We start from the raw sequence: 23,233 nt of genomic DNA, 5'->3' as shown, positions 1-23,233 counted from the left end.
GCTTCAATCAAAGCCGATACTTAACGTCACTGTGTTATTGAGAATTTAGAGTCACTATTTATATCATCGATAAAACGATGAAATGTTGCCAAGAAAAAATTCAAATCATTAGAAATAATATCATGTCCTGTTGCTGAAAATGCCAATCTAACGCAACCTTCTTTTTCTGCTTCTTGCTTAGCAACATCAACAATCAACTGACTAACGAACTCTGCATCATCTCCTAAATAGGTATTATAAAAATTAAGTACAGGCTTTTGATGATAAGAAAAATCCGTAAACTCCAACTTAGTTACCTCCAACAACTCAGAGTCAACAACGGGATTTATTGGCTTTAAAAGAGAAAGTTCTTGCTGAACTAATTGCTTAATATCTTTTGGAAGACGAGCTTCAATTTTCTCAAAGATAAAGCTAATTGGTGAATCAACAGCCACCAAGGCTTTAACTAAATTAGGGTATTTATAGTTAAAATATCGACCGTAAAGTCCCCCCAAAGACGGACCAAGTAAGATGGCGTTTTTAATATCTAACTCTATAAGTAAACTATGCAACTCCTGAGATACAACCTCTGGTGTTCTTACCTTTGTATTGAGTGAACTTCTTCCATAACCACCTCGATTAAATAAAAGCACACTGTAACGCTTTGCTAACTCGTCTTGTAACCAACGGTTATCTTCAATAGTGACGTTAGCTCCCGTATTGATCACTACACAATCTGTTGTACTGTGATGCTTTATATAGCAATACTCAATACCTGTAGCACTTATCATCATCTCACCTCATTTCTTTAACTTGTAAAACTATTGATGAAACGATTAGCTATAGCAAAATTAAACACAGAGGATGTGAGTTGAGAGAAAGGTAAATAATGGGCATTACATTTTAATGCATACTTTTGTGCGCATCTTTATAAAAAACCACAGGCAGTTTTCATGAGCCTGTGGTTTTAAATGTTTACTGAGCCGTAATTACTATTGATGTTGTTGAAGTTGCTCAGTCAGCCAATTTAACCACGCATCCATACCATCACCCGTTTTAGCTGAAAGTTTTATGACCTGAATATTGGGATTCACTTTACGCGCATTAGCAATACAATCTTCAATGTTGATATCAACATACGGCAATAAATCGACCTTGTTGATCAGCATTAAGTCAGCGGCAGCAAACATATTAGGGTATTTAAGTGGCTTATCTTCACCTTCAGTGACAGACAAAATCGCGACTTTACAGGCTTCACCTAAATCAAAACTCGCAGGGCACACCAAGTTACCCACGTTTTCGATAAACAAGAAACCTGACTCATTCATTGATAATTGATGATAAGCATCGTGCACCATTTGTGCATCTAGATGGCAACCTTTCCCTGTATTAACTTGAATAGCGGGCACTTGGGTAGCACGAATACGATCCGCATCGTTAGAGGTTTGCTGATCTCCTTCGATCACTGCACATGGATACTGCTGTTTTAGCTGCATTAAAGTTTCAGTAAGCAAGGTAGTTTTACCAGAGCCAGGGCTTGATACTAGATTAAGCACAAGCTGTTTATTGGCTTCAAAATGCTCGCGGTTATGCTCAGCCAGTTTATTGTTATTACCTAAAATATCCATCTCTAACGTCAGAAGTTGACGTTGAGAAACCCCAGCCACATGCACCTCAGCTTCGCCTTTACCGTAGTGCAAATCACCTTTATCTAAGGTTTCAGGCTGATGATGGTCATGGCTATCATGAGTGTGGTTATGATGTCCGTGCGATACATGGTCATGATGAGAATATTGATGATGTGGGTGACTGTGTTCATGGTGCGATGTTGCGGGCAAGGTGTAATGCACATGATGGTGAACATCACCTTGATGATAATAGTGATGATGGATCACAACAGGCTGTTCATTACTCGCTTTATGAACATTGCCGTGATCATGATGGTGATCATTGTGATGACTATGCCCATGATGATCGTGGAGGTGATGAGAACCATGATGATGGTGATCGACACCTTCTACATGGCTATCTCCGCAGCCGCATACATTACACATTATTCTACCTCGATATTTTTAATCATTAATTCGTCACCGGTTTCAACTTTAAGCTGATAACCTTGGCAATGAGGGCAGCAGACACCACGCTCATCCATTTCGATATAGCGCTGACACTCCATACACCAAACTTGAGCTTGTATAGACTCAATGGCTAACTTCGCGCCTTCTGCAATCGTTCCTCGTGTTGCAAATTCAAATCCTGTTGCCAATGCATGGGGCTCTATACACGATAATGTCCCAATCGATAATGTCACTCGAGTTACACGATGAAAGCCTTGCTTTTTCGCCTGTTCAACCACGGTATCTACCGTATTCATACTCAGTGATAATTCATGCATGACGAGATCTCTTCATTCTTATTTTTGATGTATGGCAAACCACAACTGACCTGCTGAAATAGATGCATCATTAGCAGGGAGTGCTTCACCACAAAAAAGGGATAAACTGTGCGCGCTGGCTTTTTCAAACACTTCATCAACTAATACACGGTTTTGGAATACCCCACCGCCTAACACAATCGGCAATGGCTTATAAGTTTGTCCTATGGTGACAATGAGGTCAGCAATGGCACTAATAAAACTGTGCGCCAAACAATTTCGCCATGCTGGGCGATAATCATCGGCAACTAAACTTAACAGTGGTAACGCATATTCAAAAAGTGGTTGCCAATCAATCACACCATTAGCATCAACAGTGAAAGAAATAGGTTGATGACATCTATCTTTCATTGCTGCTTGTTCGAGTTTTAATCCGCACTCACCTTCATAGTCAACGCGATCAACTAGACCTAACAAACTTGCCCACGCATCAATTAAACGTCCCATCGATGAGGTATAAGGCGATTGACTGCCTGTTAGCCATAACTGGTATAAGTTATTGAAATAAAAATCACTCCACTCTTTAAAGGCTGATAACTGCATCGCTTTAATCGCATCGACTGAGTAACATTCCAATAAGAGGGCAAATAACAGACGAGCTGGCTCTTTTATCGCTGTTTCGCCTCCAATTAAGCGAAATCGACGTAAATGCCCGACACGTTGATAACTTTGTGGTGTAGAAAGTAAGACTTCACCGCCCCACACGGTGTGATCGTCACCCCAACCAGTCCCATCAAAGGTAAAACCTAAAACCTGCTCCGTTAAATTATGCTCAGCCATCACAGCTAATACATGGGCATGATGGTGTTGCACCTTTAAAAGTGGTGCGGCCAAATTGGCTTTGGCTTGGTATTTTTCAGCAAATTGAGAGGAATGATAGTTAGGGTGTTTATCACACACCAGTTGCTGTGGCTTAACATTATAAAGCGTCGTTAAATGGTTAAAGGTTTCTTGATAACGCAGCTCGGTATCGAGATCGTCTAAGTTACCAATATAGGCAGATATTAACCATTGCTGAGGTAATGCCAACCCTATAGTTGATTTTTGCTCAGCACCTAAAGCAACGGTGATAGTACCTGTACTCGGTTCGCTACCTGTACCGAAATGACTCACAGGCGCATAGCCTCTAGCCATACGTAGCACACGGATTTTTCCGCCAGCATAATGTACAAGGCTATCATCACACGCACTCACAATCGGACGATTATGATCTAAAACACCGCTGATTTTCCCTGAAAATTGAGTACAGACTTGAGCTAACTCAGTGGTAATCGGCATACCAGATAGGTTCGCACTGGTCATAACGAGCGCACTTTTCGCACCTATTGCTTTTAATTCATCAAACAACAAATAATGCAATGGCGTATACGGCAGCATAATTCCTAGATACGGTACATTCGGAGCTACATTTTCTGCTAATACGTCATCTGCTCGCGTTACTTCTTCTGCAACAATATCTAAACGCTTATTCATGAGAACAATAGGTCTAGCTTGCGCTGCTAATGCTTTCCATTCAGCATCACAACCTTCAACGAATTGTTGAGCAATGTCATCACTTGCCGCCATAATAGCTAACGGTTTTGACTGACGATATTTAAGCTTACGTAAACTCGCCACAGCTTGAGTGTTAGTGGCATCACACGCTAAATGAAAACCACCGATGCCTTTAATTGCAACAATTTCGCCATCTTTAATCTTTTGCGCAAGCTGCTCAATCGCAGTTTGTTTGGTTGCAACAAGTGGTAATTCTGCGCTCGATTTTACTCGCTGCTGTGCATCATAAAGCGTCACCCAAGGGCCGCAGCAGTTACAGCTAATGGGTTGAGCATGATAACGACGGTCGACTGGATTTTGATATGCCTCGGCACAATCAGGACACAACGAAAAATCCTGCATACTGGTTACTGCACGATCATAAGGTAGCGCTTTTATAATGCTGTAACGTGGACCGCAATGGGTACAGTTGGTAAATGGGTATTGGAAGAATCGAGAATCTGGATTGGAAATATCCCGCTTACAAGCATCACAAAGCCCTTGATCTGGTGAAATAGATACCGTTGTGCTTTCACGGCACTGACTTTGCTCTATACCAAAGGTATTCGGCTTTTCCAATTCAGACCATAGCGATAAAGTGCGAATTGCCACATCATCAATGCGACTTAAAGGAGGCGCTTGGTCAATTAACTGTGAAGTGAAAATAGCTAATGTATCAAGAGAGCCTTGCACATCTATTTTCACCCCTTCTGAATCATTGATCACCGAACCAACTAGCGCATGTTTTGTCGCTAGTTGGTAGACAAAGGGGCGGAAACCGACCCCCTGTACAATGCCGGTAATATGAATATATTGTCGTGCAATGTTGTCTGTCACGCTAACTGACCTGCAATTAAGACAGCATTAAGATGCCACCAAATGCCGCCATAACGACACCTAGGACATTAGTAACACGGCGATTAGCAGCTGAAGCCGCGATAGCTTTACCTAATACCACACCACACGCATGTAGAATTGCCGTTGCTAGTACGAAACCGATAAAGAACTCAACAGCCGTTGCGCCTAAAGGCATTTCCATACCGTGAGCCATACCGTGGAATAATGCAAATGCCATTACCGCACCAGTTGCTACTTTTGCAGATATACGACCACCCGCTAATAGCATGCCACCCATCGCAATCACAGACACTGCAATAGCTAGCTCAACACCTGGGATCACAACACCTGATACACCTAAAGCAGCACCTACAATCATGATTGAGATGAAAGCAAGAGGTAAACGTGAAATCGCTTTACCACCCATCATAGCCGCTAATAGACCCACACCCACCATAACACTTAGGTGATCCATGCCCGTAAATGGGTGGACAAAACCACTCATGAATGTAGAAGCATGAGGACCAATGTGACCTGGGTGTGCTAAAGCAAGAGGAGAAAAAGAGGTTGTTAGCAAACCCAACATTAGATGTTTCATTTTCATATTATTATCTTCTTAATTAAAGTAACCGGAGATCCGGAGAGTTATAAAACACTTCACGCTATGACTGAGCGTAAAGTACGATGAAATCACAAGATCAAATCATGCCAAAAACACGTTCTGGGTGAGCATAAGCATCGGCTCGACCACGGCGACAATGCCCTAATAACGTCATATTTAAACGATCCGCTAAATCGACGGCCATTTTTGTTGCAGAAGATATGGCAAGTAACACTTCAACACCTGCTGAGGCCGCCTTTTGTACCATTTCAAAACTAGCGCGACTTGTGACTAACACAGCGCCGCCAGATAAACGTTGTTGATGGATATAGCCAATTAATTTATCCAGCGCGATATGGCGACCAACATCTTCAAATGTTGCGAGTAATTGACCATTGCCGTCGATATATGCCGCCGCATGTGCAGCACCAGTCAGTTGGTTAAGTGCTTGGTGTTCAAGTAATTGCTGTAACGCTTGCTCTAAATGACTTAAATCAAACTCAACTGTTATCGGCAAAGGCATTAGCATTCGGCATACGGTTTCTAATTTTTCCTCTCCACAAATACCGCAGCCTGTTAAACCCGCTAATGAACGACGTTTCAACTTCAAACGCTCAGCACAACGATTTGCAACCGTAATATCAAGATTGATCCCATTATCATGATGTGTAATCACCATATCGTGAATATCACGGTGATGATCGATAATTCCCTCAGACAATGAAAAACCAATCGCAAACTGCTCTAAATCATGAGGCGTACACATCATCACGGTGTACGCAACACCATTAAACGCAAGAGCAACAGGCGTTTCTTCAATAATGAAATCCATCTCTTTAAAATCGCTTTCTCCTTTGCGATAGCGAATGATCGGACGCTGACAAGCATCACTAACGGCATCGGTTGATTGCACATCAAGAGTGGTCAAAATAGTGTTCCTATAATTAGATAAAAATGTAGGCTGGTATAAAACGCATCAGATACCACCTCGAAAATCTTGGCTATTGATCCCCATTTTCTGCATTCGAGATAATAAAGTTGTTCGTTTCAATCCTAATTGGTTTGCCGCACCATTCGGCCCAGCCACCACACCATGACAAGCCTTTAATGCTTTGATAACGTCAGCTTTATTTATAATGGGTTTAACTACGTCACCTTTCATTGCTGATTCTGGCGTATTGATAGCTCCAGTTAGCTCAACAGGGGGGACATTCTCTGTTGGTACACTGACAGAATGAGACGAGGTTTTTAACTCATGAACGGGGACATTAAGCAAATTACCACGAGTTAAAATCACAGAGCGTTCAACAAAATTACACAATTCACGAACGTTTCCCGGCCATGGAAATGCACTCATAACCGCTAAATCTTCGGCAGCAATTGCCGTAATTTTTTTGCCCATTTTTTTTGCTAATTCACGGGTAAAATGTTTAACCAATAACGGGATATCTTCAGCACGTTCACGTAATGGCGGAATTTGGATAGGAAAAACATTCAAGCGATAATAAAGATCATTACGAAATTTCTTTTCTTCTACACGCCTTAATAAATCAACATTAGTGGCAACAACAATTCGCACATCAACACTTATCAATGCGTTCTTACCCACACGTTCGATTTCATTTTCTTGTAATGCACGTAATAATTTAGGCTGAAGATCTAACGGCATATCACCAATTTCATCTAAAAATAACGTACCTTTATGCGCTTGCTCAAAACGACCAACACGCTGGCTAATAGCGCCAGTAAATGCGCCACGTTCATGACCAAACAGTTCACTTTCAAATAAACCAGCAGGAATGGCGGCACAATTCATCTTCACCATATTCGTTTTGCTGCGCAGGCTTAACTTATGGATAGCGCGAGCAATTAATTCCTTTCCTGTCCCAGACTCTCCTAAAATCAATACTGTACTGTCACAACTAGCAACAAGAGCAACTTGTTCAAGGACTTTATTCATCACTTCACTTTGACTAATAATATCGTCAAAAATAACGTGTTCACCCATCCCTTCATCTATGTTTATAAACTTAGTGATAGGTTGATTTGGAATACTCGCTTGGTGTGTTTTTATACTATGCATTGCTAAAGCAACACGCGCAGCTATCTGTTTAAATAACTCAAGATCCGTGTTTTGATAAGCAGCTTCAATAGACTTCATAAAACTGATGTAGCCCACCGCAATGCCTCTAAATACGAGTGGCATAACACAAGCGGTTTTAACACGACTAGGAAAGTACGGGCAATTATGATCAGCCTGCATTTTTTTTATATCTATCGCATTTAAAAATACTGGTTGATTATTCTTAATTGCATTTTTAATTAATTTATCATTGGTAAAAAAATGACATTGATAATCAATTTCATTATTAATAAAACAAGCAGAATGTTGATTGTAATGCCCATCCTGTAATTGAATAATCGATAGATCAGTCATACCAAAATGCTGAAATAAAAATTGCAATAATGAGCCTATCAATTCTTTTTTTGTACTTTGACATATAACAGTATTCGTCACATCAACTAACACCTGAAAATTATTTTTTTCAGTTGTTAATTTTTTAGTAAACGTTGATGCAGTTTGGTGATCTATAATATGCTCAATCATTGCTGAAATCATATTATTAAATAATTTGAATTGCTTCTCGCTCTCACTATCATCAGGCATAGTTAAGTTAATATATTCAATAGCACCTAAATGTTGATTACAAATAGATAGCGGTATTTTGCAATAATTAAAAACTGAGTCATACGCGGGATGACTTTCTAGCTGAGGAAAAGTTTGATATAGCGTTTCACCATCCATCTGATGGTAATAGTCACGCATGCTAACGTCATGAAGCCCAATACTTGAGCCTGTGTAATCAAATTGCTGACATTGTTTATCTTGATCAAGGTAGTAAAGGTTTGGTTGACTATCAAGATCATTTTTTAAAAGTAGATTCACACGTTCAACATTGATAAATAATAGATCTTCGTTATTTAGAAAATCCATAACGCCTGAAATATCATTGATTGATAATAAGGCTTTTGAAAAAGTCATCAAATCACTTTCAAAAAGTTCCATGTTAATATTAACTCTTGATAATAATATCGCTCGAATAGAGAGTAGTAATTCAAGCATTTATTATACAATTTTCAATGTTTTCAATAACCAAGTATTGATATCAATCAATAAACAATAAATATAAATGCAAACTATGATAAAAAACAAAATTAATGCTAATTATTTGAGCAATGTTAATGACTAGTAGCAATATACCGCAAAGCAATGAAATATAAGGTTTCCAAATTTGAAATATACAACATTCCATCTTGGAAACCTTATTTTCATTAATGGTTTATTTGAATATTAAAATAAACAAATAAACTCATTTTTTGTTATTAAGCATTAACAACATGGTTCTTCAAACGTGATTTCAAATTAGTGTATTCTGTTTGTACGTAATTTTCTGCCCATGACTGATCTTCAATATTTTCTACCTTAACGGCACAATATTTAAATTCAGGTGTGCTTGAAATTGGATCCACATGCTCAATGGTTAACTCATTACATGCACCGATCCACCATTGGTAAGTCATGTATACCACGCCCTTATTTACACGATCATTGTAATTTGCACGTGAAATAACTTTACCGCGGCGAGAAGACACCCAAACCAACTGTTGATCATCAATGCCTAATTGACGCGCATCATCAGGGTGCATCTGTACGTAACCAGGTTCATCTGCCAGTGTTTGTAGAGCACTACAGTTACCAGTCATCGATCGACAAGAGTAATGTCCCACTTCACGAACGGTAGAAAGCACTAGTGGGTACTCAGCATCCGTTTGTTCTAATGGTGCACGCCATTCTGCCGCAATTAACTGTCCTTTACCTGATGGCGTAGTAAATTTATTGCCTTCGAATAGGAATGATGTTCCAGGATGATCCTCTGTTGGACATGGCCATTGAACATCTTTAAGACCTTCCATCTTTTCGTAAGTAACGCCAGCATAATCAGGGCATAATTGACGAAGTTCATCCCAAATTTCTTCAGTATTATTATACGACATTGGATAACCCATTTTTGTCGCTAATAGGCTGAAGATTTCCCAATCCGGCTTAACATCACCAGTAGGTTTAACTGCTTTGTAAAATCGCTGAAAACCACGGTCGGCACTGCTGTAAACACCTTCATGCTCTCCCCAACTCGTCGCTGGGAATATAATATCAGCAAATTCAGCCGTTTGGGTCATAAATATATCTTGAACAATAACCAGATCCAATTTACGCATAGTTTCACGCATTGCAGCTAAATCAGCTTCAGTTTGAGCAGGATCTTCTCCGAAGACATAGAAAGCCTTACAAATACCTTCATCAGCTTTATGGCCGACTTCGGTTAAACGATAACCTGGTGTACCAGAAAGTTTGACGCCCCAGGCTTTCTCAAACTTTTCACGTATTTCTGGATCTTCAACAGACTGGTAATCTGGAAACTGATGCGGCAACATACCCATATCACAGGTACCTTGTACATTATTTTGTCCGCGAACAGGTCCACAACCCACACCTTCACGACCAAAATTACCAGTTAACAGCGCTAAACCAGCCAAACCCCGAACCACATCTGTCGCCTGACCAAACTGTGTAACACCCATTCCCCACAGAATCATGGCTTCAGATGCATTGGCATAAGTTCGAGCAGCAGCACGAACATCAGCAGCTTTTAGACCAGTAATGCTCTCTAGGTCCTCGGGAGCATAGCCAGAAACAATTTTCCGAAACTCCGTAAAGCCTTCGGTATAATTTTCCACATAAGACTTATCGTATAAATTTTCTTCGATAATTACATGGGCTAATGCATTAACCAGTGCCATGTTAGAGCCATTTTTAAGTCCTAACCACTGATCAGCAACACGTGCAGATTCAATTTTGCGAGGATCACAAACAATGATCTTAGCGCCATTAGCACGAGCCTTTAGAATGTGTCTTGCTACAACTGGATGAGAATCAGCCGCGTTGTAACCGAATATGAGTAAACATTTAGTTTTTTGAATTTCAGTAATAGCGTTACTCATTGCGCCATTACCTACTGTTGTCTCCAGACCGGAGACTGATGGAGCGTGTCACACCCTAGCGCAGTGATCGACGTTGTTCGTCCCTATCACTGCACGTGTGAACTTCTGCATCACATAGTTTGCTTCATTACCTGGGCCACGTGCTGAGCCAGTTGTCAGAATCGCATCAGGACCATATTCTTTCTTTATCGCCAGTAGCTTTTCACTAGCAAAGTCGATAGCTTCTTCCCACGAAACAGCTTCCAGTGCCGCTTCACGGCTTCGGCGAATCATTGGTTGCTTCAAGCGTGGTGTTAATAAATTGGTGTCATTAAGAAAATCCCAGCCATAATAGCCTTTTAAACACAGTTGGCCTTCATTTGTGCGACCATCTGCAGGCTCTGCTGCAATAACTTTGTTATTTTCGACAACCAATTTTAGTTTGCACCCAGTACCACAGTAGGGACAAACAACAATTGATTTTTTCATATTAACCTTATGTTTTAATATTAAATTTCACACTACCTAAAAATTAAACGATTTCATTAACAGCCGGTCGCTATTACAGCGCTCATTGCAGCCGCTTCTCGTCTTTGTTGGCTAGTCTCAGATAGCATCTCAGGCTCTATGATTCGAATAGCACCCGTAGGACAAACTTGTATACAAGCTGGTCCTGTTTCTTGGTGGTTGCATAAATCACATTTTAATGCCTGACTTTGAGGAACGTGACGTTTGAATAACGCCGCTCCCTTAGTTTCTTCAACCATCGCTGTGACAACGTTCATTGCACCGTAGGGGCATGCAATAACGCAGGTTTTACAACCTATACAACGTGATTGAATCACTTTTACAAAGCCATCTTCTAAAACGATAGCGTTATTGGGGCAAACCTGAGCACACGGTGCATCGTCACATTGACGACACATCACAGGTGTAGTTACATAAGCATTCTTCACAACAGTTAAACGTGGTGAAAAATCCGAAACTTCCATTCCTGCTATTGTGTTTTCATCTTGATGCGATAACGCACAAGCAATTTCACAAGTTCGGCATCCAATACACAAGTTTGGATCTGCAAAAACAAATCTGTTCATGGTGTATCCCTTGTTTATGTCGATACATCGCAATACTTATCTGCATTGCAATACCTGATAAGCATGAGCTATGCCAGTTTTTACACCTTGAGCATTAAAAGCTCAACCTATTAATATTTAAGATAAAAAAAAAAAGCCTGATAGTAATCAGGCTTTATTTACAGCAATGAACATGTCCGATATGTATCGATAACCATCATCGACACACTTCGTCACATATCGTCGACACTTTATCGACAGGTAAACGATTAAGCATCGTCACCATCGCAGTTTAATGCTAGCAGTGGGTGAATCCGCCCGAGCCTTGCCAAGTTGATAATTGTTGATAAATTTGCTCAACACCATGTTGTACCATTTCCGTTAAAGGGAATGAAAAAGCAACAATCGCAGGTTGAATACCCACAAAGATCACTTCTGGTACAAAAGTCTTCAATTCATCAATTAAGAAATTCAGCGGCAAACTGTGGGTAGACACCACATACATATCAACGATGGTTTCAGGATCAATGATTCGTACTTCCCCTGCTTCTTCACCAATATCTGCGGCATCAACCACCAGCACCCGTTTCGGCATCGCTTTACGAATAAGATGTAAACAATCTTCAGGCATTGAGCCGCCTTCCAGCACGCTCCAATCCGCTATAGGATTATCTTTCATCATCTTAGCAAGTAATGGACCAGCACCATCGTCTGCCATCATGTTGTTACCAACAGTCAATACAATATTGCTGACCGACAGATCGACATCGTCATTCGACACCGTTACGCCCATGACAGAAGAGAGATTAATTTCCTCTAGCACGATTACTGCCCTCCCCGGATCATCATATACATGGTTGGTTCACGATGAATATCCCCTAAGGCTTCAATAAATCCATGAGTTAACTGCTTTGACTTCTCACTTTGAATCGCGCTATCAATACCATCAAACGCCAGTGCCAGCATGTTTAAATGCTCTGGGTAAATCGTGATTTCACCAAACACCAGAAAGCCTTTCATTTTACGAAATGCTTCACCGCTTTGGTCTAATCCACAGATCCAGTCAAGATACTCATGACCTGAACATTTCAATACTGCATCTAAGCAATCCACAACACCAAGATGGTGACCAATCGCCAAGCTATAGTACATAATTTGCTTGGCTTCTTCTGGAACATCATAACTTTCATCAACAAACTTACGACCTAAGCTGTAGAAATATACATTTTTCTCAAGGTGGCGAGATTGCGTTAATTCTTCAGGTAAATCGGCAATCTTGCTATTAGGCATGATCTCCTCCGCAACACGCTTTTTGCTCTGTCGCACACGCAGGTTGTCCCGTTAATGCTGACATAGTTTTGCTCAGCAGAATATTTACGATTTCCGTTAAACGTGGATCGTCTTTTTCCGCTAAGTAATCCGCAATCTTGCTATCAACGTTATCAGTACTGCAGGTTGCCAATACATCCATCACTTCATCTGCAATACGTTGGCCTTGAACATAACCTGCAAGTAAGCGGGCTTGACGCTCAATCATCACCTTTATATCCAGTGGGATTTCTGTATGTTTAAGGCTCGCTTTTTGTTCATCAGGGGTATGTGTTTTAGTTTTCAACTTTTGATCTAACAAACCTAACGCTACAGCAAAACCGTAAATCGTTGCCGCGGGGGTTGGTGGACAACCTGGAATGTATACATCTACAGGTACAATCTTGTCAGTGCCGCCCCATACACAATATAAGTCATGGAATATACCGCCATCACAACCACATGCACCATAAGAAATAACAATCTTTGGGTCTGGAGCAGCTTCATATGCTCGCAAGGCAGGTGCTCGCATTGCACGTGTTACTGACCCTGTATACAGCAAAATATCTGCATGACGTGGCGAAGCAACAATCTTAATTCCAAAACGTTCCGTATCAAAAACGGGGGTCGTGGCTGCAAAGATTTCAATTTCACAGGCATTGCAACCGCCACAGTCAATACGATATACATAGGCTGAACGGCGAATTTCTTTGATCAATGCATCTTTTAGCTTTTGGCTATTCGGCGGTAATTCAACAGGTACCGTTTCAGTATGTGCCGTGCCTACTAGTTGTTTGATACCTTTCACTTTGACTCCTCAAGAAAACGTAGATGACTTACATTCTCGCTGTCCAGCATATTATTACGACGGCGACATTCTGGGCAGGTTTCTAGTTGTTGGCGACGTAAATCTAATTGATCACGGCTTAAACCGCTTTGCTCCATTGTATCAAGTACATACTCTAATAATTTACGAGCAACGAATGGACGTTCACACTCACAACAATTTTCTAACTGGAATGTCGCACTTTCATATAAATCGGCTTTATTTGTTACTGCTAATTCAAAATTTTGCGATAACTTTATAGCGTGCGTTGGACATACTTCCTCGCAACGACCGCAATAAATACACCTAGCAAGAGAGAGCTCCCAGCGGCGAGTTCCTGCTTTTTCGTCAGTTTCCATTATCAATGCATTAGCGGGACAAGCACGCATACACGCAGCACAAGAAAGACACTGATCCGCATCTAGCTCTGGCTTACCGCGAAAATCTTCATTAACTTCCAGTGGTGAGAATGGATATTTAGTTGTAACTTCACCGGTTTTTAAGACAGTCTTTAATAATTTAAACACATCGCCTCCTACAGCTTAAACGGTGAATTTTTACGGTCGATGCTGTATTGCTCAATCGCTTTATATGGAATAGTTTTGCTACGCTTCTTCTTAGTATCAACAATGGTGACACGGTCAGTACATGAGTAGCATGGATCCAAACTACCGATAATTAACGGCGCGTCAGCAACAGTGTTACCTCGTAACATGTAACGTAACGTAGGCCAGTTCGCATACGTCGCTGCACGACAACGCCAGCGGAATAGTTTTTGGTTATCCCCCGTCATGCTCCAGTGAACATTTTCCCCACGTGGTGCTTCTGTAAAGCCTAAAGCAAACTTGTTAGGTACGTAGTCAAAACTTTCGGTTAAAATAGCACCTGGTGGTAAATGATCGAGACCATATTCCACAATGTTTAAAGAGTCGAATACTTCACGAATACGAACCATCACACGAGACTGAACATCACCGCCATCCATGGTTTGTAATTCCATCGGAACATCACCATAAGACTCTAAAGACTGGCCATGAACGGTTCGAACATCTCGATTAAAACCACTTGCACGAATAAGAGGACCAACTGGACTGTAATCACGTGCAACTTGCTTCGACAAAATACCAACTCCAGCAATACGGCTTTCAATATTGGGCGTTCCGAGGAGTACTTCTACTAACTCAGTAAAGGTTTTGCGTACTTCTTTAACTAACGCAATACCTTTAAGGCGTTGTTCTTTCAAGAAATCGCGACGCACACCACCAATCAAATTCATGCCGTAAGTTTTACGTGCACCGGTTAATACTTCCGCCAATTCCATCGTTTTTTCACGTACGCGAAAGAACTGCATGAAACCAGAATCAAAACCGACAAAGTGGCTCGAGAGACCAATGTTTAACAAGTGGCTGTGAAGACGCTCAACTTCAAGTAAAACAGTACGGATCATTTTGGCGCGGAATGGCACATCAACCGATAATGCATTTTCGATAGTGTTGCTATAACCCACACTATGGGTAAAGCCACAGATACCACAAACACGGTCAGTTAACTGCGCTACCTCATGGTAACCCATACGTGTTTCTGCCAGTTTTTCCATACCACGGTGAACGTAGAACATGCGGTAGTCCGCATCAACAATGTCTTCACCATCAACGAATAAACGGAAGTGACCAGGCTCATCAGAGGTAATGTGTAATGGTCCAACAGGTACTATGCGGTTGCTATCATCACCTAATTGGTTATCAAACTGGTAAGTTTCGGTTTCAGTCGTTGGCTGAGGACGCTGACGATAATCCATCGCATCTTTTCTTAATGGATGGAGATCTTCAGGCCAATCATCAGGTAAGACTAATCGACGCTCATCAGGTAAACCAACAGGACGTAAGCCATACATGTCACGAATTTCACGTTCGCCCCAAACCGCTGCAGGTATTGTTGGAGTGATAGAAATAAACTCTTGGCTATTAGCATCTACTAATACTTTTACTGTTACCCAACTTTTCACTTCACCTTCCATAGAAAGCGCGTGGTAGACAGCAAAGTGACCATTTAGGCTACGCTCGTCATTACCAAATGTTACTGTTAACCAGCCCCCTTGATCGTAATAAAGCCACTTCATCACTTCGATTAGCGAGGTCATTTTTACCGTAATTGTTACTTGATTATCCGTTTGCCACTCTTCATCAATAATGGCTGATGGGAAAAAGTGACGAACACCAGCAACGTAGTTAGCGCCTTTTTTTTGATTATTATCATTGAGTTCAAACATATTACACTCATCTCTCTTTATTTAAGGGCTACAGAAGCTGTTGTTGTATGGGAAGACGGTGACGACTCCCAAGGAAGATGTAAGGCATCAATTATGGTTGTATCTTGACTGTCTAATACAACCAAGGCCGCATGATCTAGTCCAGTAAGTACAGGTTGAGGAATAGCAGTACCCATAATGACCATGGCTATTAATAACAAAACAAGTGGAGCTGTTGTCATGAAACCTAATTCCCCTCTTTCAATATGATCAGGTTTAGGCCCAAGAACACAGCTAGCAACCATTCTTGCCAAACCGGCTAATACAATGGTTAACATCAATAACAAGATGATTGTAAACATGGTATTACCCGAGCTAATACCTGCAGTAACTACCATAAACTCACTAATGAATAGATTAAATGGAGGCACACCGCCAAGCGCTAGCGCACCAACACCAACTAAAATGGCTGTTACCGGTGCGACACGCATAATACCTTTCACTTCATCAATATTTCTTGAACCAAATTTCAACAGGATATTACCGGCTCCACAAAACATTAATGTCTTACCCAAACTGTGATTAATAACATGTAATAAACCAGCAATAACACCGATAGGACCTAAGCCAATCGCAAGTGTTATCAATCCCATATTTTCGACACTTGAATACGCTAATAAACGTTTGATATCTCGCTGAGTAATGATGAAGAATGCAGCAACAGCTACAGAAAGAAAGCCAAAGGTCATTAACAGCATTTGTGGGAAATGCGGACCAATAGCTTTAACCGTAATGATGTAGTAACGCAAAATAACCAACAGCGCACAGTTTAGAAGGCCTGCAGATAATAATGCACTAACAGGACTCGGAGCTTCTGAGTGAGCGTCAGGTAACCAGGCATGCATAGGGAACAAGCCTGTTTTCGTACCAAAACCAATAATGATGAAAACAAAGGAAAGATGCACCAACGTTGGATCAAGTAACGTGGCATTCTCTTTTATCGTCGTCCATAAAACAGGGTGATCAATCGGTGATAATACGGCTGCAGCATTTGAATAAGCGAGAATTGAACCAAATAGACCGAAAGCAACACCGACACTACAAATAACAATATATTTCCAAGCCGCTTCTAAAGAAGAACGCTTACCGTACAAGCCAACTAAAAATACAGAGCTGACGGTTGTTGCTTCAATCGCAACCCACATCATAATCACATTATTAGACGCAACCGAGATAAGCATTGTGGCTAAGAACAAATTAAATAAGCCGTAGTATAGCGATACTTTTTTACCGTCGATCTCACCTTCTTTATATTCGTGACCAATGTATCCCAACGAATAAAGACCGGTAATAAATCCAACAACACCTAATACCGCAATAAACAATCCAGATAATCCATCAAGGTAAAACCAACTATCCAGTGCCAATAGTGGACCTTGAGTAAAGACAGACCAGGCTAAAGTACTCGTACCAACTAATACGATAATAGTACTAATAACATGCAGACAAATAGCGCCTTTACGTACACTACTTCCAGCAAAGTACGACAATAAACTGATTATAGATGCGATAAGCGGAGCCGCTATTACACTCAAGAGTAAAACTGTAGATGACATAAATTACCCCTTCAGCGACGTGAGTTGTTGTACATCAAGCGTATGTAACTTTTTGTAAATTTGACGAACTAATATCACCATAAAGATCACCGCAAACAGTGCATCAATCGTGACACCAATTTCAACGAGACCCGGTGCTTTATTAGCCATCAAAGCCAACGTTAGAGAGGAGCCATTTTCCATTAAACAATAACCAAATAATTGCTTCAGGATATTTCGTTGCGAAACAATGCATAATAAACCAAGGAAAAAATGCCCTAATGAAACAGCAAGAGCAGGTTTTAATTGTGCTAACAGCGGTAACTGCACATGTTCAATAGCTAAAAAGCTAACCAACATAATTAGACCGCCAGTAACAATTTGCCAAGGCACTGAAATAACCGGCTTATCTGCTATAGGATCACGCATTTTACCAAAAGAAAAATACAAAATAGCAGGGAGTAGAATAACCTTAGTGATAACAGCTGTTATCGACCAATGGTAAAGTTCAGGCGCATCAAATGTATTCGCAATCGCGACAAAAGTAAGCACTAAAACCAAAGACTGTAATGAATAAAGCAGAGCAACTAATTTCGGCTTATTTACCGCAATTACCAATAATGATGTAACAATCAGCAGTCCTGCTAAATTATTAATGACAATTTCACCATTCATAAAAATTCCTTAGCTTAACCAGCTAGATGCAATGAAGCTTGATGCAAATGACATTACAATCAAGATAACCAGAACCAGCTTCATTGAAGCAGGGACAGGAGTTGCAGAAGCAACCGCTTCTGATGGCTCACCAACCACAGTTTTGCCGAACCAGTACATGATCCAACCAAAACTTGCGACAGACTCAATCAGGGCAATCACCATAATAGGCAACAACCATGGGTGAGTATTGGCAAGATCAAAACCAGCGGCAAACAGTGGGAACTTACTAAAGAAACCGTTAAATGGTGGAACCCCTGTAATAGCAAGGGCTGCAATACAGAAACCAACCGCTAATAACGGAGATGCTTTAATAATGCCTTTTAATGCTGGCAGCATACGAGTACCACAGGTATAACTCAGAGCACCGGCAACAAGGAAGAATAAACTCTTCGCAAATGCGTGATTGAAGATATAAGTGATACCGCCTTCAAATGCTAATTTTGAACCGAATGTAGCCAGAGATAAGGCAAGGAAAATATAAGATAGCTGGGTAATTGTTGAGTAAGCAAGAAGTCGCTTCATGTCCTTTTGTGGCAAGTACATAATGAAACCATATACCAAGGTGATCGTTGCACCAACAACACCAATAATACCAACAATTTCAGGGATTTCTCCCGCCGACATAATCGCACGAGCAAAGATATAAACACCAACCTTTACCATTGAAGCGGCGTGCAGGTATGCACTAACCGGCGTTGGAGCATTCATCGCGTCAGGCAACCAAACGTGTAACGGCAGCTGAGCTGATTTACCCCAAGCGGCAAACAAAATGCCTAGCATTACGATGACTTTTGTATAGTCGTCTAAACCCGCAATAGCAGATACTGAAAATGTTCCCGTCGCTTTAAATAAAAATGCTGCTGCAATAAATAAACCAATAGAAGCAAAATGAGTAACTAATAAAGCCTTTAATGCTGCTTTTAGTGATGTCGGCTTTTGATAATAACCAATTAAAGACCATGAACAAGCACCAGTAATCTCAAAGAACAATAGCTGACCAAGGATCGTGGAGGATAAAACAAGCCCTGCCATTGCACCGATAAAGATCAATAGAAAAGCATAGTAACGAGGTTCGCCATTATGCGGGTGCTCTCGGTTACCTTCATTCATATAACCTAATGAATAGATGCTAACTAAAAGACCAAGTACAACAACAGCAAACGTAATAAGCGTACTGACTTTATCAATAGTTAATCCAAATAACTCAATATGCGATATCTGCAATATTGGAAAAGTTGTACTAACACTACCTTGATTAAAGAAAGCAACAGCAAGTGACAACGCCCCCAGTGACGCTAATCCAGCAAAAATCTGACAGATCCATTTAGCCGATTCTTTTGGTACTAGCAAAGTAAGAATCGCACCTAAAAATGGCGTAAGGATCGTTAATAGAGCAATAATTTCCATAGTGATTTTCTCTGCTCCCTATAATCCGGTTAAATAAAAGATGAAGCCTAAAACTGCAACTCCAAACCCCACCCAAGTTAGGTGATGCGTTTTTATAAATCGCGTACGAGCCACACTGTTTTCAACCAGACCTGCAAGCAAAAAGAGCACAAACAATTTCGCTAACAAAATAACAGTTGCAATTGTTAATGATGAAAAAGTGAGCTCTGTCGCTTTACCAAATGGAATAAAAATAGCGATAAATAATTGAGCAACGACCAGTTGTTTTAGCCCTAATCCTAATTTAACCATCGCCAAACCAGAACCTGCATACTCTGTTACAGGACCTTCTTGTAACTCTTGCTCAGCTTCAGCACAGTCAAATGGAAGTTTTCCCATTTCAATGAAAACAACAAATGCACAAGCAATACCTGCCAGTACCGTTGCACCTGGAGCAACCCATGGCTGTGTTGCCATATGCGAGCTAATTAGACCTAAATCCGAAGTACCTGCAATTAATGCCATTGTAAAAATCGAAAGCATCAAAATAGGCTCAACCAATACCCCTAGCGTTAATTCACGACTTGAACCAACACCAGCAAACATACTGCCTGAATCTAAACCAGATAAAGAAAAGAAGAAGCGAAAAATCGCGAACAAATAAATATCGGTAATCACATCTCCTGCAATAGGAAAAGGTGATTCATTCGTTACCGTTGGTAAAGCCATACCAATCAACAGCATTGTGATCATTAGTACGACGGGCATAATAAAAAATATAATGCCCGCAGTTGCTGGTGCAACTTCTTGGCGACGGAGTAATTTGATGATATCGCGATAATCTTGTAGTAAGCCAGGGCCTTGGCGAGAATGCATTTTCGCTCTTATAACTCGAGAAAAGCCGGTTACTAATGGCGCGAGTAGCACCATTAACAAAGCTTGAGTTAAAGCTAATGCAATCATGCTAGCACTTGGCATCTCTAGTACAGGCATTACTTCGCTCCTAAATCAACGGGAATAAATAACAGCACCACTAATGCGATAACCATGTACAGACAGTAAGTACGGAAATCACCATACTGAAGCCACTGAACAACTCTACCTACACGCTGTACACCTCGTGCAATCGGTAAAACAACTTTGTTATCAAAGAAAGGTTCAATATTGGCGGCAGTAGAAGTCGTTCCTTTTAGGATTGAAACCATTAGCCTACTAGGATCTAGCTGTTGACGAATGCGGTATAACGGGGCAAACATTTCACGAAGTGGTTGAGTGAAGCCACCAGCAGAAACCATCATTCGATCTTCATAAGCATAACCACATGCCCATGGATCGCCGGAATGGCGACGTTGTAACTTTTTACCTTTGAAAATGGCAAGAATTAATAAAGGTACAATCAGTAATCCAATTAATGTTAATGCGATTACAGGCGTAGAAAGAATAGCTTGTGAAGCGTTATCAGGAATTAACGCGATACCTTGCGTAACCGTCACTGATTCTGCAGATGTTAAGCTTGATGCAACATGAGAGATAATAGGTGCAACCCATGGCGAGCCAACGCCAAGTGCAATACAAACTCCAGCAAGCCCTGCTGTAGCAGCCACCATTGGCCAAGGTACTTCTGTTGCTTTTGCCGCACTTTCACTACGTGGCGCACCGCCAAAACAAATTCCATACACTTTAACAAAACACATGCAAGCTAATGCACCCGTTAATGCCAGCATTACAACGGCAATAGGCCCAGCAATTGTCATTAAGAAATTGCCTTCTTTACTCATGGAAAGAAGAGACTGATAGATAAACCATTCACTAACGAAGCCATTTAAAGGCGGTAACGCAGAAATAGCCATCGTACCGATAAGAAAAGCAATAGCGGTATAAGGCATCACTTTCGCCAAGCCTCCCATTTTTTCCATATCTTTAGTATGAACACGGAAAATAACGGAGCCTGCACCTAAGAACAATAACCCTTTAAATACAGCGTGATTTAATAAATGGTATAAACCACCGAGTAGACCTAATGTTGCGATAACAGGATGGTTCGTTGCAATGCCAACCATACCAATACCAACACCCATTAGAATAATGCCCACATTTTCAACGGTGTGATAAGCCAATAATCGTTTAATGTCATGTTCAGCCAGTGCATACATCACACCAAGAACAGATGATACACAGCCAAAGGCAAGAACAAGGTATCCCCACCAAGCCGTATCAGCCCCTAGAAAATCGATACCGACTTTGATTATCCCAAAAATACCTATCTTCACCATGACACCAGACATTAACGAAGATGCATTTGAAGGTGCGGCAGGGTGAGCTTGTGGCAGCCACCCATGAAGAGTGATCATGCCCGCCTTGGCTCCAAAACCAAAAAAAGCTAATAGAAAAACAACTGATGCTTGTGTTTGAGATAAGTTTGCTGATTTAAAATCCTGAAAGTTTAAACTGCCACATTGGCTATACAGGATAAAGAAAGCAATCATAATCAACACCGAACCTGCGTGTGCAATTAAGAAATACTGTAAACCGGCATTTATTGATTTATCGTTTTGCTCTGAAATAACCAAAAAATAAGATGCTAACGACATCATTTCAAAAAAGACAATAAAATAAAATGCATTGTCTGAAACGACGAGGGCAACCATAGAGGCAATAAAGATATTCATAAAGAATCCCATTGCCCATGCACCTTTTCCTTCGTATTCCTTCATGTAAGAGAGTGAATAAATAGCGCTTGCGATAACAAGTAACGAAATCACAAAAACCATAAACGCAGATAATGCATCAATTCGAATAATACAGTCAGCAAAGCTAAATGGACTTGCTATCTGATAAGAAATAACCTGACCATCCAACAATGTTGGTATGGACGATGCCAGTCCAGTTAATCCGCCCATAGCACAGAGAATGCCGGAAAGTTTTGTTGCTAGACGTTCTTGCTTGTGTAGTGTTAAGGAGATAAAAGCCCCGATAACATACAACAAAACAGATAAAAACAAATAGTTGAGTGAACTCATGACCCTTTAGGCTCCCAATTCAGTTTAGAAACATCAGAAGCTGCCACCATGCGCTTTATCTTTGCTGCTTCCTGCATTGCATCAGGCTGAACAATGACAATAGCATCTGTTGGGCATACCTCAGCACAGGCTGGTCCTTGTTCACGAAAGCCACATAAATCACATTTCACAGCGATACTTTTAACGCCCGGCTCCCATGCCAAAATATCTTGACCAAAAGTGCTAGGGATTGACGTTGATGGGTTACTAGAACGAGGAGTAGAAGGGATATAGGTATCGTAACTGTTTGCCATCGCGATTGGTCGACTACCATCAAAAGCGATAGCACCAAACGGACACGCGACTGCACATAATGTACAACCAACACAAAGCGACTCGTTAAGAACAACACGATCTGCTTGTTTCGAAATAGCTTGTACCGGACATACAGCAGCACAAGGCGCGTCTTCACAGTGACGACACATCACAGGTGCCGTAGCATTGTCATGCTTAACCACGGTCAGACGAGGATGACTTTGCAGTCCGACTTTTTTATGTTCTTCGGAGCACGCTGCCATGCAGGTACCACAACCGATACATTTGTCGGGATCTGCAACAACAAAGCTTTTCATGATCTTTCCAGTTAATTGCAAAAAG

General features: G+C 41.0%; 20 protein-coding genes. All 20 read right to left on the bottom strand.

Going from position 1 to position 23,233, the window contains the following annotated elements:
* Positions 1-26 precede the first annotated feature (26 nt).
* On the bottom strand, positions 27-773 hold the full coding sequence (locus CTN01_RS09125) for an alpha/beta fold hydrolase (RefSeq protein WP_052666628.1): 747 nt from the start codon (positions 771-773) through the stop codon (positions 27-29).
* 198 nt (positions 774-971) lie between these two features.
* Complete coding sequence (hypB, locus tag CTN01_RS09120) at positions 972-2,033, bottom strand: hydrogenase nickel incorporation protein HypB (RefSeq protein WP_045149038.1); 1,062 nt, start codon at positions 2,031-2,033, stop codon at positions 972-974.
* Positions 2,033-2,374: a hydrogenase maturation nickel metallochaperone HypA gene (gene hypA, locus CTN01_RS09115; RefSeq protein WP_045149039.1), complete on the bottom strand. Its 342-nt coding sequence runs from the start codon at positions 2,372-2,374 to the stop codon at positions 2,033-2,035. The genes hypB and hypA overlap by 1 nt, the downstream gene beginning before the upstream one ends.
* 18 nt (positions 2,375-2,392) lie before the next feature.
* Positions 2,393-4,783: a carbamoyltransferase HypF gene (hypF, locus tag CTN01_RS09110; RefSeq protein ID WP_052666629.1), complete on the bottom strand. Its 2,391-nt coding sequence runs from the start codon at positions 4,781-4,783 to the stop codon at positions 2,393-2,395.
* Positions 4,784-4,799: 16 nt separating this feature from the next.
* Entirely contained in the window at positions 4,800-5,387 is a 588-nt protein-coding gene (locus CTN01_RS09105) for a HupE/UreJ family protein (protein WP_045149040.1), read from the bottom strand.
* 94 nt (positions 5,388-5,481) lie between these two features.
* Positions 5,482-6,312, bottom strand: a complete 831-nt coding sequence (fdhD, locus tag CTN01_RS09100; RefSeq protein ID WP_006644823.1) for a formate dehydrogenase accessory sulfurtransferase FdhD — start codon at positions 6,310-6,312, stop codon at positions 5,482-5,484.
* A 48-nt stretch (positions 6,313-6,360) separates the two neighbouring features.
* Positions 6,361-8,508: a sigma 54-interacting transcriptional regulator gene (locus CTN01_RS09095; protein ID WP_080896201.1), complete on the bottom strand. Its 2,148-nt coding sequence runs from the start codon at positions 8,506-8,508 to the stop codon at positions 6,361-6,363.
* A 260-nt stretch (positions 8,509-8,768) separates the two neighbouring features.
* Positions 8,769-10,913: a formate dehydrogenase subunit alpha gene (gene fdhF, locus CTN01_RS09090; RefSeq protein ID WP_080896202.1), complete on the bottom strand. Its 2,145-nt coding sequence runs from the start codon at positions 10,911-10,913 to the stop codon at positions 8,769-8,771.
* A 56-nt stretch (positions 10,914-10,969) separates the two neighbouring features.
* A complete protein-coding gene (locus CTN01_RS09085; RefSeq protein WP_045149050.1) occupies positions 10,970-11,518 on the bottom strand; it encodes a 4Fe-4S dicluster domain-containing protein in 549 nt (182 codons plus the stop codon).
* Between the two features lie 277 nt (positions 11,519-11,795).
* Complete coding sequence (gene hycI / locus CTN01_RS09080) at positions 11,796-12,290, bottom strand: hydrogenase maturation peptidase HycI (RefSeq protein ID WP_045149051.1); 495 nt, start codon at positions 12,288-12,290, stop codon at positions 11,796-11,798.
* Between the two features lie 32 nt (positions 12,291-12,322).
* Positions 12,323-12,787, bottom strand: a complete 465-nt coding sequence (locus tag CTN01_RS09075) for a formate hydrogenlyase maturation HycH family protein (protein ID WP_045149052.1) — start codon at positions 12,785-12,787, stop codon at positions 12,323-12,325.
* Positions 12,780-13,613 carry an NADH-quinone oxidoreductase subunit B family protein gene (locus tag CTN01_RS09070; protein ID WP_006644815.1) on the bottom strand — a complete coding sequence of 278 codons (834 nt, stop codon included), beginning with the start codon at positions 13,611-13,613 and terminating at the stop codon, positions 12,780-12,782. Before CTN01_RS09070 ends, CTN01_RS09075 begins: the two co-directional genes overlap by 8 nt.
* Entirely contained in the window at positions 13,610-14,158 is a 549-nt protein-coding gene (locus CTN01_RS09065; RefSeq protein WP_045149053.1) for a formate hydrogenlyase complex iron-sulfur subunit, read from the bottom strand. The genes CTN01_RS09070 and CTN01_RS09065 overlap by 4 nt, the downstream gene beginning before the upstream one ends.
* An 8-nt stretch (positions 14,159-14,166) precedes the next feature.
* Positions 14,167-15,900 (bottom strand): hydrogenase large subunit, encoded by a 1,734-nt coding sequence (locus tag CTN01_RS09060; RefSeq protein WP_107342143.1) that lies wholly within the window; start codon positions 15,898-15,900, stop codon positions 14,167-14,169.
* 17 nt (positions 15,901-15,917) lie between these two features.
* On the bottom strand, positions 15,918-17,495 hold the full coding sequence (locus CTN01_RS09055; protein WP_045149055.1) for a hydrogenase 4 subunit F: 1,578 nt from the start codon (positions 17,493-17,495) through the stop codon (positions 15,918-15,920).
* 3 nt (positions 17,496-17,498) lie between these two features.
* Positions 17,499-18,149, bottom strand: a complete 651-nt coding sequence (hyfE, locus tag CTN01_RS09050; RefSeq protein ID WP_006644811.1) for a hydrogenase 4 membrane subunit — start codon at positions 18,147-18,149, stop codon at positions 17,499-17,501.
* A gap of 9 nt (positions 18,150-18,158) precedes the next feature.
* Positions 18,159-19,598: a hydrogenase 4 subunit D gene (locus CTN01_RS09045; RefSeq protein ID WP_045149056.1), complete on the bottom strand. Its 1,440-nt coding sequence runs from the start codon at positions 19,596-19,598 to the stop codon at positions 18,159-18,161.
* A gap of 18 nt (positions 19,599-19,616) precedes the next feature.
* Complete coding sequence (locus tag CTN01_RS09040) at positions 19,617-20,570, bottom strand: respiratory chain complex I subunit 1 family protein (RefSeq protein ID WP_045149057.1); 954 nt, start codon at positions 20,568-20,570, stop codon at positions 19,617-19,619.
* Positions 20,570-22,597 carry a hydrogenase 4 subunit B gene (gene hyfB / locus CTN01_RS09035; protein WP_045149058.1) on the bottom strand — a complete coding sequence of 676 codons (2,028 nt, stop codon included), beginning with the start codon at positions 22,595-22,597 and terminating at the stop codon, positions 20,570-20,572. The genes CTN01_RS09040 and hyfB overlap by 1 nt, the downstream gene beginning before the upstream one ends.
* Positions 22,594-23,208, bottom strand: coding sequence for a 4Fe-4S dicluster domain-containing protein (locus CTN01_RS09030; protein ID WP_045149059.1), 615 nt, complete (start codon positions 23,206-23,208; stop codon positions 22,594-22,596). The genes hyfB and CTN01_RS09030 overlap by 4 nt, the downstream gene beginning before the upstream one ends.
* Positions 23,209-23,233: the final 25 nt, after the last annotated feature.

Source organism: Photobacterium angustum (genome assembly GCF_003026365.1).
Classification (GTDB): domain Bacteria; phylum Pseudomonadota; class Gammaproteobacteria; order Enterobacterales; family Vibrionaceae; genus Photobacterium; species Photobacterium angustum.
Note: the sequence above shows the minus strand (reverse complement) of the source record. Positions and strands in the feature narration are given on the sequence as shown.

What these genes read in the sequence shown, in the direction of transcription:
- CTN01_RS09125 (WP_052666628.1), bottom strand. Translation starts at nt 773, where the DNA reads ATGATGATAAGTGCTACAGGTATTGAGTATTGCTATATAAAGCATCAC.
- hypB (WP_045149038.1), bottom strand. Translation starts at nt 2,033, where the DNA reads ATGTGTAATGTATGCGGCTGCGGAGATAGCCATGTAGAAGGTGTCGAT.
- hypA (WP_045149039.1), bottom strand. Translation starts at nt 2,374, where the DNA reads ATGCATGAATTATCACTGAGTATGAATACGGTAGATACCGTGGTTGAA.
- CTN01_RS09105 (WP_045149040.1), bottom strand. Translation starts at nt 5,387, where the DNA reads ATGAAAATGAAACATCTAATGTTGGGTTTGCTAACAACCTCTTTTTCT.
- CTN01_RS09095 (WP_080896201.1), bottom strand. Translation starts at nt 8,508, where the DNA reads ATGCTTGAATTACTACTCTCTATTCGAGCGATATTATTATCAAGAGTT.
- CTN01_RS09085 (WP_045149050.1), bottom strand. Translation starts at nt 11,518, where the DNA reads ATGAACAGATTTGTTTTTGCAGATCCAAACTTGTGTATTGGATGCCGA.
- hycI (WP_045149051.1), bottom strand. Translation starts at nt 12,290, where the DNA reads ATGGGCGTAACGGTGTCGAATGACGATGTCGATCTGTCGGTCAGCAAT.
- CTN01_RS09075 (WP_045149052.1), bottom strand. Translation starts at nt 12,787, where the DNA reads ATGCCTAATAGCAAGATTGCCGATTTACCTGAAGAATTAACGCAATCT.
- CTN01_RS09060 (WP_107342143.1), bottom strand. Translation starts at nt 15,900, where the DNA reads ATGTTTGAACTCAATGATAATAATCAAAAAAAAGGCGCTAACTACGTT.
- CTN01_RS09055 (WP_045149055.1), bottom strand. Translation starts at nt 17,495, where the DNA reads ATGTCATCTACAGTTTTACTCTTGAGTGTAATAGCGGCTCCGCTTATC.
- hyfE (WP_006644811.1), bottom strand. Translation starts at nt 18,149, where the DNA reads ATGAATGGTGAAATTGTCATTAATAATTTAGCAGGACTGCTGATTGTT.
- CTN01_RS09045 (WP_045149056.1), bottom strand. Translation starts at nt 19,598, where the DNA reads ATGGAAATTATTGCTCTATTAACGATCCTTACGCCATTTTTAGGTGCG.
- CTN01_RS09040 (WP_045149057.1), bottom strand. Translation starts at nt 20,570, where the DNA reads ATGCCTGTACTAGAGATGCCAAGTGCTAGCATGATTGCATTAGCTTTA.
- hyfB (WP_045149058.1), bottom strand. Translation starts at nt 22,597, where the DNA reads ATGAGTTCACTCAACTATTTGTTTTTATCTGTTTTGTTGTATGTTATC.
- CTN01_RS09030 (WP_045149059.1), bottom strand. Translation starts at nt 23,208, where the DNA reads ATGAAAAGCTTTGTTGTTGCAGATCCCGACAAATGTATCGGTTGTGGT.